We start from the raw sequence: 14290 nt of genomic DNA, 5'->3' as shown, positions 1-14290 counted from the left end.
TCAACCTGCTCAACAACAGCAATTTTAAAAGACAAAGGATAGTCGCGTTGTGTGCGTTTAAACTCGGCCATTATCACGTTCTCCGGATTTAAGTCGAAAACGTGTCAACGCTATTCAGGACGGGTCACAGCATAAAAAAAGGTCGCCTCGGCGACCTTTTTGCTTTCCGCGTGGCGTGGTTTACATACGTTCGACGGTTTCGATGCCCAGCGTATCCAGACCGGTTTTCAGCGTTTTAGAGGTCAGCAGTGCCAGCTTCAGGCGGCTCTGACGTGCTTCTTCGCTGTCGGCGTTCAGGATCTGGCAGTGCTCGTAGAAGCCGGAGAACAAGCCGGCCAGATCGTACAGGTAGCTGCACATGACGTGAGGCGTGCCTTCACGCGCGACGGTGGTGAGCACCTCTTCGAACTGCAGCAGGCGGGTGGCCAGCGCAATTTCACGCTCTTCGGTCAGCGTCAGCGGCAGCGTCAGGCTGCTTTCGTCGATGCCGGCGCGTTTGAACACCGACGCTACGCGGGTGTAGGCGTATTGCATATAAGGCGCGGTATTGCCTTCAAAGGCCAGCATGTTATCCCAATCGAAGACATAGTCGGTGGTGCGGCTTTTCGACAGATCGGCGTATTTCACCGCGCCGATGCCGACCACGCGGGCCACGGTTTTCATTTCGTCTTCCGGCATGTCCGGGTTTTTGCCGGCGATCAGCTGTTCGGCGCGTTCGATGGCCTCATCCAGCAGATCGGAGAGCTTCACCGTGCCGCCCGCGCGGGTTTTGAACGGCTTGCCGTCTTTGCCCAGCATCATGCCGAACATGTGGTGCTCCAGCGAAACGGACTCCGGCACGTATCCGGCCTTGCGCACGATGGTCCAGGCCTGCATCAGATGCTGATGCTGACGGGAATCGATGTAATACAGGACGCGGTTGGCACCCAGGGTTTCGTAGCGATACTTGGCGCAGGCGATGTCGGTGGTGGTGTAGAGGTAGCCGCCATCCTTTTTCTGGATGATGACGCCCATCGGATCGCCGTCCTTGTTCTGGTATTCGTCGAGGAACACCACGGTGGCGCCTTCGCTTTCCACCGCCAGCCCTTTGGCTTTCAGATCGGCGACGATGCCCGGCAGCATCGCGTTATACAGGCTTTCGCCCATCACGTCGTCTTCGGTCAGCGTGACGTTCAGGCGGTTATAGGTCAGCTGGTTTTGCGCCATGGTGATGTCGACCAGTTTGCGCCACATCTTCAGGCAGTATTGATCGCCCCCCTGCAGCTTCACGACGTAAGCGCGTGCACGCTCGGCGAACGCGGCGTCTTCGTCGTAATGCTTCTTGGCTTCGCGGTAGAACTGTTCCAGATCGGACAGGCCCATATCGCTGGCGTTTTCATTCTGCATTTTTTCCAGGTAGGCAATCAGCATGCCGAACTGGGTGCCCCAGTCGCCGACGTGGTTGGCGCGGATCACTTTATGGCCCAGAAACTCCTGGGTACGCGCCGCGGCGTCGCCGATGATGGTGGAGCGCAGGTGGCCGACGTGCATCTCTTTTGCCACGTTCGGCGCGGAGTAGTCGATAACGATGGTTTGCGGCTCAACCGGCGCGATGCCCAGTTTCGGCGCGTTCAGCACCCGATCGGCCTGGCGGGCGACCCAGTCGCTGTTCAGGAAAATGTTGATAAAGCCGGGGCCGGCGATTTCCACTTTACCGGCGATGTCGCCAAGATCCAGCAGTTGCACCACTTTTTCCGCCAACTGGCGGGGTGGCATGCCCAGCTTTTTGGCAACGGACATCACGCCGTTGGCCTGGTAATCACCAAACTGTGCCTTGGCGGATGGGCGGACCTGCGCTTCGCAATCGGCTGGCGCACCAGCGGCGATCAGCGCCTGGCTGACTTTATCTGAAAGAAGAACCTGAATATTCACCGGGTTACCTTAATGACGAACGAGGGGCTGAAGCCAACCCCTGCGGGATTCAACGGTGGCAGGCGCCGGCGCACGACGGGCGCGGCGATCGCCACAAAACAGCCTGCAATTGTAACCGATCTGGCGGAGTCCGTCAGCAGTTGGCGCGGCTGCAGCGATGAAACATTGTCGAATGCGGCGTGGTTGATCGCCGGCAGGTAAAAAGCAGAATGACCGAAAGAGAATCTACGGCGAAGAGCGTTAGGCGGCTAACGTTTTTTATTGTGACGTCTGGCATCAAGCGTATTGGTACTGCGCGATTTAAAATGACGGTAGATGGCGTATACGGCGATAATTATCAACACCAAGGATATCGTCAGCAATAACATAATGATTGTCTCGAATTTAAATTTCCCCCAAAGTAGCCGAGTTGTCTTGGTGAATCAATTGCTCAGGTGAAAATTAAGATAATCCTTATTCTTTGTTGATTTTTCTGTGTTTACTTGATTGATTTTTAACTGGTTATCATTGTGGTTTTTTACGGGATTGATAACCTGAGGTGGTGAGAAAAACAAAAAATTTCAATCGGTTCAATCGCACGGTGATGAATGGTTTTTTGAAAAATAACGTAAATCATAACGTCATGATGAAAAGGTATAATCGAGTTGAGAAACATCTTGTTTTTATTCGATTGTTGAGTGCGGAATCTGCCGCTTTAATAGATTCCTGGTTTTTTTATTCTTTATCCACGGTCCCATTTATCCTGAGCTGACGCTGAATAACCTCGCAACCCTGGCGAGCGCCGCCCCCAGCGTGTAAATTACGACGTTTCACTTTGCCTTCCGCTGTTTTGAGGTTTCTATGACCACCATGACCTTGCAGGCGATTGCCGAGCTTGACGACCTGGCGCTCGACCTGCCGCGTTTCGAGCAGGCGTTGCAACAATTTGCCGCCAGATTGCGGCTTGATCTGTCCGCGTTTACGGCCGACCACATTTCGCTGCGCTGCCATCAAAATGCCACCGCCGAACGTTGGCGCCAGGGATTGATGCAGTGCGGGGCACTGCTGTCCGAGTCGATGATAAACGGGCGGCCTATTTGTTTGTTCGATTTGTCGCGCCCCCTGGCCGTAGGCCCCTGGCAGATAGACTGCATCGAGCTGCCGTATCCCGGGGAAAAACGCTACCCGCATGAAGGGTGGGAACATGTCGAACTGGTGCTCTGCGGCGATCCGGCGACGCTGCACGCCCGGGCGCTGAGCCACCTGGCCGATGAGGCATTGCTGGCACCAGGCATCAAGCTGAAGCAAAGCTCGCCGAAAGGCGAAGGCGAGCGGTTGCCGAACCCGACGCTGGCCATCACCGACGGAACGGTGACGATCAAGTTTCATCCTTATTCCATCCGGGACATCGTCGCCAGCGAACAAGGCTAGTAGGGTAGCGTGGCGCAGGCACGTGCCATGCGATCGAGCGCTTCATCGAGCAGCGCCCGCCGGCACCCGAAGTTAAGCCTGACAAAGCGCCGATCGCCGAAATCCAGACCGGCGCTTAACCCTACGCCCGCACGTTCGAAGAACTGTTGCGGGTTGTCCACCGGTAAAGCGCTGCAATCGATCCACGCCAGGTAGGTGGCTTCGATCGGCAGCAGCTTCAGCCCCGGCATGGTGTTGATGCGCTCGGTCAGCCGATCGCGATTGGCGCGCAGATAAATCAACTGCTCATCCAGCCAGGGCTGCCCGTGTTGATAGGCTGCCTGCGCCGCCACCAGCGCCAACAGATTAACCTCCGGTACGATGCCGCTACGCGCGCGTTTCAGCCGTTGTCGCAGCGTCTCGTTGGGGACGATCGCCATCGAGGCGCCCAGGCCGGCGAGATTGAACGTTTTTGACGGCGACATCAGCGTCACGCTGCGCTGGGCCGCGTCTTCGTTGAGGGTGGCGAACGGAATATGCCGCGCGCCGGGTTCAAGCAGCAGTTCGCAGTGGATCTCATCCGAACAGACGATCAAATCGTGCTCGCGGGCGAACCGCTGGTGCTGCAACAGTTCGTCTCGGCGATAAACGGTGCCGCCGGGATTCTGCGGGTTGCACAGCAGCAGCAGCTTCTCGTTGCCGCTGAGCGCGCCATGCATCGCGGAAAAGTCCAGCACCCAACGTTGGCCTACCGTCGTTAGCGGCACCGAGAGGTGTTTACGCCCGGCGAATTTGGCCGCTTTGCGAAACGGCGGATAAATCGGGGAAGGGGCCAGCGTACTCTGATGTTCTTCGGTGCAGGCGCGCACGCACAGGTTCAGGCCACACACCAGGCCAGGCAGGAAAATGATCCATTCAGGCTTGATGTGCCAGCCGTAGCGCTCTACCATGCGGCGGGTAAAAACCTCAATAAGATCAGGGGATGGGTGGGTGTAGCCGAATACGCCGTGCGCCACGCGGCGCTGCAAGGCTTCGATCACCGCCGGCGGCGAGGCGAAATCGCTGTCGGCGATCCACAGCGGAATGATGTCGCGATCGCGATATTTATCCCACTTAACGCTGTCACTGTGACTGCGGTCTACCCATTGATCAAAATTGGATGCCATAGTTACAACCCTGAGCCGGTTTATGCCTAAGCATGAGCCTACGTGAGAAATGAAGAAATGAACAATTGCCGCCGTATGTTGGCCGTTATCTGGGGGTGACAATGATCAAACTGGAAGTTTGTTGCTTTAGCGTCGATTGTGCACTGACGGCCGAACGGGCGGGCGCCGATCGCATCGAGTTGTGCGCCAGCCAGAGCGAGGGCGGATTGACGCCGAGTTATGGCACGCTGCGTCTGGCGCGCGAGCGGATCGCGATCCCGGTACATCCTATCGTGCGACCACGCGGTGGCGATTTCTGCTACGGCGCGGTGGATTTCGAGGTGATCAAGCAGGATATCCGCCAGATCCGCGAGATGGGGTTCCCCGGCGTGGTGGTCGGCATGCTGGACGAAGAAGGGCACATCGATCTGCCGCGCATGCGCGAAGTGATGAGTCTGTGTGAGGGGATGGCGGTCACGTTCCATCGCGCGTTCGACATGTGCCAGAACCCGATGGTGGCGCTGGCGCAACTGACCGAGCTGGGCGTGGCGCGCATTTTGACCTCCGGCCAACAGCAGAGTGCCGAACTGGGCCTGCCGCTGCTGCGCGATTTGCGCCAGGCCAGCCAGGGCCCGGTGATCATGGCGGGGGCCGGTGTGCGTCTCAGCAATCTGCACAAGTTTGTCGATATCGGCCTGCACGAACTGCACAGTTCCTCCGGCCATCTGGTGCCGTCGACCATGCGTTACCGCAAGGCGGGCGTCACCATGTGTTCCGACAATGAGTTTGATGAATTTAGTCATTATTGCGTGGATGGCGACATGGTGGAAGCGATGAAAAACGCGCTGGCCTTGGTTGACCCTCTGGCGCAAAGCGCATAAACACGCTGCTAACTGCGGTTGATAACCGGTTTCCGGGCCGTAAGCCCCCTTGGCGTGTCGCTGAGCCTTCGGCGACTCGCAAGTACCAAGCCCCGGCGTTTTGCCGGGGCTTTTTTTGTGCCCCGTAAACTCTCGCCACGCGGTTCCCCTGGCGGCCACACCCCATCTCTTCTTGCGCTCGTCATGCCCTGCTGATAAGTTTGTGAGTTAAAATCCTTTAAATATCATGATATTAAATGATTTTTTATAATGCATTTTCGTGATGAATGAATTGAGCTATTCCACTCAGCGTCGCGTGTGCACTTTATACCTGTTTACCGCCGGTTTTATGGCCGGAATATCACAGCATCATTGAGGAAAGCCGTCGGCGCAGCCGTAGAACGCGCTAACGGCGGATTTAACAAGGAGATAACGATAATGACCCGAACGGCACACTGTTTGACCGCTGCGCTTTTGCTGACGTTGACCCTGACCGGCTGCCAGACCGCCAAGCGACCTGTTTCAACATTAAGTAAGCCGCCCAGCGCGGAAGAAATTGCAGAGCAAGACAAGCGGCAGCGTGAAGCCGAACGCATGCAGCAGTGCCAGCGCGAACTGGACGCCATGCGCGGCATGGATAACGAAAAATACCAAAAATTCAAACGCGAATTCGATACGTTGATGAGCGGCGCAGCGCAGTACGCCGGGGTGCGCCAGCGGGTCAATACGGGCACGCAGGAAACCGTCGACGCGCTGTATCGTTATCGCACCAGCCGTCTGTGCGCAGACATCAGTTCTGCCATGATGACCGGCCTGGCTGAGCGCGGAGAACGCGCCCAATGACTCCTCGTGCGAGAAAGGCATTGCTGGGCCTGATGATATCGCTGGCGTTTGCGCCAGCGATGGCCGTGGCGGATGACGATGTGCCGGCCTTGTTGCAGTTTGCCGAGCGTTATCAGCGGCAGGACGCACCGGCAGCTGATACCGTGGTTACCCCACCCCAGGAAACTAAAAAGCCGGCGTCCCGGCCGGTTCAAACTCGTGAGACGGCCCTCCAGCGGCAGCAGTTGGCGCAGCTGCAAAAGGCGCTGCGCGAGAAAGAGGCGCGATTGGAGCAGCAGCAGTCTGCTATTCAATCGCTGCAGCAGGAACTGACCGCGTTGCGCGTTGCATCGTCGCTGACGGCTGCCGATAAACCGGTGCTGGCACCCGACCTGAGCGCGTTGAGCGACTTCGCCAGCGGCGTGCGGCAGGCGCTGAACCTGACGCCACAGGAGCGGAAGGCTCAGGCGCAGATCGCCGAAGCGCAGGCAGCGTTAGCGCGGCAAAAACAACAAACCGAGGAGCGCGATCGGCGTATCGCCTTGCTGGAACAGCGGCTGGCGGCGTTGCCTGTACAGTCTGATAACGCGCGGCAACAGGCCTGGCAGGAAAAACTGGCGGCGGCGCAGACTGCCAACGACAACGCGCGCCAGCGTTATGAACAGGATAAAAAGCAGGCCGATGCTGAGCTGGAACAGCAGAAGGCCGAAGCTGCCAAGGCGATGGGCGAGCTGCAACAGCAGCTGGCGCAGCGGCAAAAAGAGCGCGATGGCCAACGCCAACAGGCCGAGCAACAGGAGAAAAGCCTGAAGACGGCGCTGGAGCAGCAAAAGACCGAGGCCGCCAAGGCGATGGGCGAGCTGCAACAGCAGCTGGCGCAGCTACAGGAAAAAAACAAGACGCAAACCGAGCAGGCCAAGGCATTGGAGCAGCGGCTGTCTACGGCGCTGGCGGACAGAGCAAAGTCGGCGCAACAGTTGGAAAAAACGACGGCCCAGGCGGGTAAAACCGCCTGGGCATTAGCAGAAGCCAATCAGGCGCAGCAGGCGTTGCAGGATGAGCTGAATGGGCTGAGATCGCGGGCCAAATGGCTGCCGGATGCGCAGACGCTCAAGAACAAACCGGAGCAACAGAGCTATGCTGCCGGTGTCGCCCTGGGGCGCGATATTCAAACCATGCTGGCGGAGCGTAAAAGCTGGGGTATCAATCCCGATAAAACCGTCCTGCTGGCGGGGGTGATCGATACTTTCAACGGCCATTATCAGCTGAGCGATGCGCAGCTGAGCAGCGCACTGGCGGAGTCGGAAAAAGCGGTGAACGATGCCAGAAGCAAAGCCGCGAAGGCGCAAACCAGCAAAGGCGAAGCGTTCGTCGCGGAGTTCAAAAAGAAGAAGGGCACGCAAAAGTCGCCTTCCGGCTTCTGGTATCGCATCGATTATGCGGGTGATGAAGCTATTCCGGAAAACGCGCGGGTGGACATCGTGGTGAAAGAGAGCCTAACCGACGGCAGCGTGATTCAGGATATGGATCGCAGTGGAAAGGTGATGTCACAGGCGCTCTCCGCCTATCCACCGCTGTTCCGCGAGGCGATCGGCCATCTGAAAAATCATGGCTCGCTGACGATGGTGGTGCCGCCGGAGCTGGCGTACGGTGAAGCGGGTTATGCGCCGCAGATCCCGCCGAACGCGACGATGGTGTATGAGCTGCGGATTGCCGATGCCAAAAAGGGGTAAATTCGGGCCGGCGCAGGCCGGCCCGATTGCGAGCGCTAGGGTTTTTTGGCGGTCAGCACGGCACGCAGCGGTGCCGGATAGCCTTCGATCGTTTTGCTGCGATCGTTCGGATCGAGGAATTCGGCCAGTGACTCGCTGGTCATCCAATCGGTGCGGCGCTGCTCATCGAGGCTGGTGACGCACATATCGGCAATCTTCACGTCGACGAAGCCACACTTCTCCAGCCAGCACTTCAGCGCTTCGGCGGAAGGGATGAAATACACGTTGCGCATTTGCGCATAACGATCGCCAGGCACCAGCACCTGATGGCGATCGCCTTCCACCACCAGCGTTTCCAGCACCAGCTCCCCTTCAGGCACCAGTTGATTCTTCAACTGATACAGGTGATCGAGCGGCGAGCGCCGATGGTACAGCACCCCCATCGAGAAGACGGTGTCGAATGCCGCCAAATCCGGCAATTGCTCGATGCCCAGCGGCAGCAGATGGGCGCGTTGATCGCCGCCCAGCAGTTTGCGCACCGCTTCGAACTGGCACAGGAACAGCTGCATCGGATCGATGCCTACGGCGAGGTGTGCGCCGGCGCCGACCATGCGCCACAGGTGATAACCGCTGCCGCAGCCGACGTCGAGAATGGTGCGGCCGGCGAGCGGAGAAATGTGCGGCAGCACGCGATCCCACTTCCAGTCGGAATGCCATTCGGTATCGATATCGATGCCGTACAGCGAGAACGGCCCTTTACGCCAAGGCATCAGGGTGCGCAGCATTTTCTCCATGCCTTCGAGCTGGCCCGGGGACAGCCCCGGTTCCATTTCGGCGCGCACGCCGTGCAGCAGCTCGAGGCGGGTTGGGGTCAGCGTCGGCAAATACTCGACCGAGTTGAACCACTGTTTGAATTTGCCGTGCAGCGATTCTCGCTGCCAGGCGCTGAGCTGCGCGGGCAGGGTATCCAGCCAGTGGCTGAGGGGGCTCTTGGCGATGCGCTGATAGAAGTCGCCGAACTCGATCATTGCGTATCCCCCGCTTTCAGGGCGATCAGCGAACCGAAGTTGAAGCATTGGAACCACACTTCGGCGTGCTCGAACCCGGCTTGATGCAGGCGCGCCTTATGTGCCTCGACCGAGTCGGTCAGCATCACGTTTTCCAGCATGCTGCGCTTTTGGCTGATTTCCAGCTCGCTGTAGCCGTTGGCGCGTTTGAAGTCGTGGTGCATGTTGAACAGCAACTCGCCGACTTCGGTGTCTTCGAAGCTGAACTTCTCCGACAGCACCAGCGCGCCGCCCGGGCGCAGGCCGCGATAGATTTTCTCCAGCAGGCGCAGGCGATCGGCCGGTTCGAGGAACTGCAGCGTAAAGTTCAGCACCACCATCGAGGCGTTCTCGATGTCGATGTCGCGAATGTCGGCCTCGATGACGTCGACCGGCGTATCGGCGCGGAAGGCGTCGATATGGCGACGGCAGCGTTCCACCATCGCCGGCGAGTTGTCGACGGCGACGATATGGCAGCCGGGCACCTTGATATTCCGCCGCATCGACAGCGTTGCCGCGCCCAGCGAACAGCCCAGGTCATACACCCGGCTGTCGGGTTGCACAAACCGTTCGGCCAGCATGCCGATCATCGAGATGATGTTGGAATAGCCGGGAACGGAGCGTTGGATCATGTCGGGAAACACTTCGGCGACGCGTTCGTCGAAGGTCCAGTCGCCCAGTTTGGCGATGGGGGCGGAGAAAAGGGTATCGCGGTTTGGCATAGCGGAAAGTCGGTTCAGAATTCGAAGCTGCGTAGTCTAACAGAAAAGCGTAAAAAAGCGGAGCGGAAGCAGGCGGCGTGGCCGCCTGGATGATAAAGCGGGATCAATGCAGGCTGAAAATCAGATCCCAGGGCAAATAAAAGATATTTGCCAGAACCATCAACAACAAAGAGATATAGGTCGCGGCCATGCCTGAACGGCGCCAGCGAACCTCACGGTTGCGCAAACCGTAGTAATGCACCAGCCGCCCGGCCATCAGCATCAGGCCGCAGAGGTGGATCATCCAGATTTCCGCGCCGTTCATTTCCATGATCACCAGCAATACGGCAGCGATCGGAATGTATTCAACGGCGTTGCCATGCACGCGGATGGCGGTTTGCAATTCGTAGAAACCGCCGTCGCCGTAGGCTACGCGGTACTGCATCCTTAATCTGACTACGTCATAAGAGAGTTTGATCAACAACAATGCGCCGAGCACTACATAAAGCGCGCTTACCATTTTTAACTCCGTTCCCTAACCAAAACTGGCAGCCAGCATCATAGCCGTCATTGTATTCACTGTCGCGGGGAAATATTTGATGTTATTGGTCAGATTAATAGGTCAAAACAGTGCATCCTGCTCCGGCCAGTCCGGCGGCGCAGGTAAATCGGGGATCGCCAGGCGCAACTGCTGCCAAATTTTTTGCGCCTGCTGGGGAGAATCGCCGTTGTCCGGCGTATGAATAAACAGATAAGGCTGATGCTGTTGCTGCCACAGCGGCTTTTTTTGCTGAGCATCGCGCACGGCGGCGGTATGGGGGACGGCGTGATGCACCGGGCGGCTGTCGAGGATCACCCGATTGATGCCGCGCTGGTGCAACCCCTGATTCAGCGCCCGTTCTGCCTCGCCCTTGGCGAAAAACGCCGGGTGACGCACTTCAACGCCGTAGGTGAACTCCTTCGGCAGGCTTTCGAAGAATTGCCACATGTGCGGCAGCTCATCGGGGCCGAAGGCGGCGGGCAATTGCAGCCACAGCTGGCCGATGCGCTGATGCACCGGGCCCAGGCAGTGGTAAAACGCCTGCAGCTCGGTGGCGCAGTTGCGCAGGGCGGCCTTGTGGCTGATGTCCGACGGGAATTTGAAGCAGAAGCGGAAATCGTCGCCGGTCATGTCGCGCCAGCGCTGCACGATTTCCAGCTTCGGCAGCGCGTAGAAGGTGGTGTTGCCTTCCACGCAGTTGAAGTAGCGGCTGTAATCCGCCAAGTCACGCAGCCCGATGCGGTTCCAGGCTGCATGTTGCCATTGCGGCAGTCCGATGTAGATCACGGCGTCGTCTTCCTTTACTTGACTTATCAGGCTACAACTTAACGTTACCGCTCGAGCGCGGCAAGAATTTCACCGGTGTCGCGCACCCGCGCCAGACGCGGGAAGATGTGCTCGAACGCGAAGCGGTGCATTTCCGCGTTCTGAGCGCTGCAGACGTCTTCGGCGATCACCAGTTCATAGCCGTGTTCCCAGGCGGCGCGGGCGGTGGACTCCACGCCGATATTGGTGGAGATGCCGCCCAACACCACGGATTTGATGCCGCGGCGGCGCAGCTGTAAATCCAGATCGGTGCCGTAGAAGGCGCCCCATTGGCGCTTGGTGACCAGAATATCGTTGTCATTGACCGCCAACTGCGCGGGAAACGCCCACCAATTGGCCGGCAAGCCACCGGCGGCCGCGGGAGCCGGCTTGTCCACCGGCTGTTTCAGCGCCTCGGCGAAGGTGTCTGACCAGCCGACGCGTACCAGCAGCACCGGTGCGCCCAGCAGGCGAAAACGGGCGGCCAGCAGGGCGGCGTTCGCCACCACCTGTTCGGCGCTGTGCGGGCCGCCGGCATAGGGCAGAATGCCGTTTTGCAAATCGATCAGCACCAGAGCGGTGGTTTGGGCGTCAAGTTTCAGCATGGATTTCATCTCGTTGCGAAGTGGATAAAAACTGTTCGGTGCGCCAGGCGAGCAGCGTAAGGCGCAAAAACGGGGGAGAATCAGGCTACGTGAAAAAACTGTCGCAGGTTAATGGGAAATTTGTTAATCGATGTGTTGATTCGAACAAAAACGTGCCATTTAGTGCGGTAACAATGCTGTGTTCGCACTTATCGGGCGGATGAATTTCCTTTATAATGACTCCCTTTTTTCAACACTCTTTAATCCAACGACCTATGCCGATTTATGAATATGCATGTGGTGCTTGCAACCATCGATTAGAGAAATTGCAAAAATTTTCCGATGCGCCGCTGGCAGACTGCCCGGCGTGTGGGCAGCCCGCGTTGACCAAGTTGATCTCGTCTTCCGGTTTCCAGCTTAAGGGTACCGGCTGGTATGCGACGGATTTTAAACCGGGTAACAAGTAGAATTTATCAGATAACAGCCGCGCGACAGGGGCGCAGTAGCCCGGCGCGGCATCGGCTGTGTAAAAGGATAGCGTATGCGTACTGAATATTGCGGGCAGTTGAATCTGTCCCACGTGGGCCAGGAAGTCACTCTGTGTGGTTGGGTCAATCGTCGTCGCGATCTCGGCGGCCTGATCTTTATTGATATGCGCGACCGCGAAGGCATCGTGCAGGTGTTCTTCGATCCGGACCAGAAGGTGGCGTTCGACAAGGCCTACGACCTGCGCAATGAGTTCTGCATCCAGATCGTCGGCACCGTGCGTGCGCGTCCGGACAGCCAGATCAATAAAGATATGGCCACCGGCGAAGTGGAAGTGTTCGCGCACGCGCTGGAAATCATCAACCGCTCCGAGCCGCTGCCGCTGGACTCCAACCAAGTCAACAGCGAAGAAGCGCGCCTGAAATACCGCTACCTGGATCTGCGCCGCCCGGAAATGGCCGAGCGTCTGAAGACCCGCGCCAAAATCACCAGCTTCGTGCGCCGTTTCATGGACAGCCACGGTTTCCTCGATATCGAAACGCCGATGCTGACCAAGGCGACGCCGGAAGGCGCCCGCGATTATTTGGTGCCGAGCCGCGTGCACAAGGGCAAATTCTACGCGCTGCCGCAGTCCCCGCAGCTGTTCAAACAGCTGCTGATGATGTCCGGTTTCGATCGTTACTATCAGATCGTCAAATGCTTCCGCGACGAAGACCTGCGTGCGGACCGTCAGCCTGAATTCACCCAGATCGACGTCGAAACCTCCTTCATGACCGCCGATCAGGTGCGTGAAGTGATGGAGAAACTGGCGCGCGAACTGTGGCTGGACGTGAAGGGCGTGGATCTGGGCGATTTCCCGGTCATGACCTTCGCCGAAGCGATGCGTCGCTTTGGCTCTGACAAGCCGGACCTGCGTAACCCGCTGGAACTGGTGGACGTGGCTGACCTGGTCAAAGACGTCGAGTTTAAAGTGTTCTCCGGCCCGGCCAACGACGCCAAAGGCCGCGTGGCGGCGATCCGCGTACCGGGCGGCGCACAGCTGACCCGCAAGCAGATCGATGAGTACGGCGCTTTCGTCAACATCTACGGCGCCAAAGGCCTGGCGTGGCTGAAGGTCAACGACCGCGCCGCCGGCATGGAAGGCGTGCAGAGCCCGATCGCCAAATTCCTCAGCGCGGACGTGCTGGAAGCCATTCTGGCGCGCACCGATGCGCAGACCGGCGATATCCTGTTCTTCGGCGCCGACAGCGTCAAGATTGTCACCGATGCGATGGGCGCGCTGCGTCTGAAACTGGGGCGCGATCTGGCGCTGACCCAACTCGACAGCTGGGCACCGCTGTGGGTGGTTGACTTCCCGATGTTCGAAGAAGACGAAGAGGGCGGCTTGGCGGCCATGCACCACCCGTTCACCTCGCCGCGCGACATGAGCCCGGAAGAGCTGGCGGCAGCGCCGGTCAACGCCATCGCCAACGCCTATGACATGGTGATCAACGGCTACGAAGTGGGCGGCGGTTCGGTGCGTATCCACCGCAGCGAAATGCAGCAGACGGTGTTCAGCATTCTGGGCATTAACGAACACGAACAGCGCGAGAAGTTCGGCTTCCTGCTGGACGCGCTGAAGTACGGTACGCCGCCGCACGCCGGCCTGGCTTTCGGCCTGGATCGTCTGGTGATGCTGTTGACCGGCACCGACAACATCCGCGACGTCATCGCCTTCCCGAAAACCACCGCGGCGGCCTGTCTGATGACCGACGCACCGAGCTTCGCCAACCCGGCGTCGCTGCAGGAGCTGGCGATCAGCGTGGTAAAGAAAGCCGGTGCGGAACAAGAGAGCGAGTGATGAGTTACAAGCGCCCTGAATCTATCCTGGTAGTGATTTACGCGAAATCCAGTGGTCGGGTGCTGATGTTACAGCGGCGCGACGATACCGAGTTCTGGCAGTCGGTCACCGGCAGCCTGGAACAGGATGAGTCGCCGCCGCATGCCGCGCAGCGTGAAGTCATGGAAGAAGTCGGCATCGATATCGAAGCAGAGCACCTGCCGTTGTTCGATTGCCAGCGCTGCGTGGAGTTTGAACTCTTTGTCCATTTGCGACATCGCTATGCGCCGGGAACCACGCGCAATAAAGAGCACTGGTTCTGTCTGGCGTTGCCCGAGGAGCGCGATCCGGTGATTACCGAGCATCACGCTTACCAATGGCTTGAGGCGGCCGAGGCCGTGAAGTTAACCAAGTCATGGAGCAATCAGCAGGCGATTGAAGAGTTCGTGATCAATTCAGTCCAGTAGTTT

14 protein-coding genes are annotated in these 14290 nt (G+C 58.5%); 7 read left to right on the top strand and 7 right to left on the bottom strand.

The annotated features are described in order from the left end of the window. Positions 1 to 180 precede the first annotated feature (180 nt). The gene (gene argS, locus M6G53_RS13765) at positions 181 to 1911 is read right to left on the bottom strand and encodes an arginine--tRNA ligase (RefSeq protein WP_253332204.1); all 1731 of its coding nucleotides are present in this window, start codon (positions 1909 to 1911) and stop codon (positions 181 to 183) included. A gap of 849 nt (positions 1912 to 2760) precedes the next feature. Here argS and M6G53_RS13760 point away from each other — a divergent pair. Further along, positions 2761 to 3321: a VOC family protein gene (locus M6G53_RS13760; RefSeq protein ID WP_253332213.1), complete on the top strand. Its 561-nt coding sequence runs from the start codon at positions 2761 to 2763 to the stop codon at positions 3319 to 3321. On the opposite strand, the gene M6G53_RS13755 is transcribed toward M6G53_RS13760, so the two are convergent. Next, positions 3318 to 4466: a MalY/PatB family protein gene (locus M6G53_RS13755; RefSeq protein WP_253332202.1), complete on the bottom strand. Its 1149-nt coding sequence runs from the start codon at positions 4464 to 4466 to the stop codon at positions 3318 to 3320. The two genes, M6G53_RS13760 and M6G53_RS13755, sit on opposite strands and share 4 nt — an antisense overlap. Positions 4467 to 4567: 101 nt before the next feature. Here M6G53_RS13755 and cutC point away from each other — a divergent pair, with 101 nt between their 5' ends. The 3 genes from cutC to M6G53_RS13740 all read left to right on the top strand — a co-directional run bounded on the left by cutC (position 4568) and on the right by M6G53_RS13740 (position 7860). Next, positions 4568 to 5326: a copper homeostasis protein CutC gene (cutC, locus tag M6G53_RS13750; RefSeq protein WP_253332200.1), complete on the top strand. Its 759-nt coding sequence runs from the start codon at positions 4568 to 4570 to the stop codon at positions 5324 to 5326. Between the two features lie 417 nt (positions 5327 to 5743). Beyond that, complete coding sequence (locus M6G53_RS13745; protein WP_253332198.1) at positions 5744 to 6148, top strand: YuaE family lipoprotein; 405 nt, start codon at positions 5744 to 5746, stop codon at positions 6146 to 6148. Beyond that, positions 6145 to 7860, top strand: coding sequence for an FKBP-type peptidyl-prolyl cis-trans isomerase N-terminal domain-containing protein (locus M6G53_RS13740; protein WP_253332196.1), 1716 nt, complete (start codon positions 6145 to 6147; stop codon positions 7858 to 7860). Before M6G53_RS13745 ends, M6G53_RS13740 begins: the two co-directional genes overlap by 4 nt. Before the next feature lie 35 nt (positions 7861 to 7895). On the opposite strand, the gene cmoB is transcribed toward M6G53_RS13740, so the two are convergent. From cmoB to M6G53_RS13715, 5 genes are all read right to left on the bottom strand, one after another. Continuing rightward, positions 7896 to 8867 (bottom strand): tRNA 5-methoxyuridine(34)/uridine 5-oxyacetic acid(34) synthase CmoB, encoded by a 972-nt coding sequence (cmoB, locus tag M6G53_RS13735; RefSeq protein WP_253332195.1) that lies wholly within the window; start codon positions 8865 to 8867, stop codon positions 7896 to 7898. Then, entirely contained in the window at positions 8864 to 9607 is a 744-nt protein-coding gene (gene cmoA / locus M6G53_RS13730) for a carboxy-S-adenosyl-L-methionine synthase CmoA (protein WP_253332193.1), read from the bottom strand. Before cmoA ends, cmoB begins: the two co-directional genes overlap by 4 nt. Positions 9608 to 9710: 103 nt before the next feature. After that, positions 9711 to 10106 carry an MAPEG family protein gene (locus tag M6G53_RS13725; protein ID WP_004932387.1) on the bottom strand — a complete coding sequence of 132 codons (396 nt, stop codon included), beginning with the start codon at positions 10104 to 10106 and terminating at the stop codon, positions 9711 to 9713. Positions 10107 to 10208: 102 nt separating this feature from the next. After that, positions 10209 to 10910, bottom strand: coding sequence for a DUF72 domain-containing protein (locus M6G53_RS13720; protein ID WP_253332210.1), 702 nt, complete (start codon positions 10908 to 10910; stop codon positions 10209 to 10211). Between the two features lie 47 nt (positions 10911 to 10957). Continuing rightward, positions 10958 to 11536 (bottom strand): hydrolase, encoded by a 579-nt coding sequence (locus M6G53_RS13715; RefSeq protein WP_253332191.1) that lies wholly within the window; start codon positions 11534 to 11536, stop codon positions 10958 to 10960. Between the two features lie 215 nt (positions 11537 to 11751). Here M6G53_RS13715 and M6G53_RS13710 point away from each other — a divergent pair, with 215 nt between their 5' ends. The 3 genes from M6G53_RS13710 (at position 11752) to nudB (ending at position 14287) form a co-directional block, all read left to right on the top strand. Then, a complete protein-coding gene (locus tag M6G53_RS13710; protein ID WP_320204121.1) occupies positions 11752 to 11982 on the top strand; it encodes an FmdB family zinc ribbon protein in 231 nt (76 codons plus the stop codon). A 74-nt stretch (positions 11983 to 12056) separates the two neighbouring features. Next, positions 12057 to 13841: an aspartate--tRNA ligase gene (aspS, locus tag M6G53_RS13705; protein WP_253332190.1), complete on the top strand. Its 1785-nt coding sequence runs from the start codon at positions 12057 to 12059 to the stop codon at positions 13839 to 13841. Next, entirely contained in the window at positions 13841 to 14287 is a 447-nt protein-coding gene (gene nudB, locus M6G53_RS13700) for a dihydroneopterin triphosphate diphosphatase (protein ID WP_019452808.1), read from the top strand. The genes aspS and nudB overlap by 1 nt, the downstream gene beginning before the upstream one ends. Positions 14288 to 14290 lie beyond the last annotated feature (3 nt).

Origin of the sequence: Serratia nevei (assembly GCF_024160145.1) — a bacterium.
GTDB classification, from domain to species: domain Bacteria; phylum Pseudomonadota; class Gammaproteobacteria; order Enterobacterales; family Enterobacteriaceae; genus Serratia; species Serratia nevei_A.
This window is presented reverse-complemented; position numbering and strand designations above follow the sequence as displayed.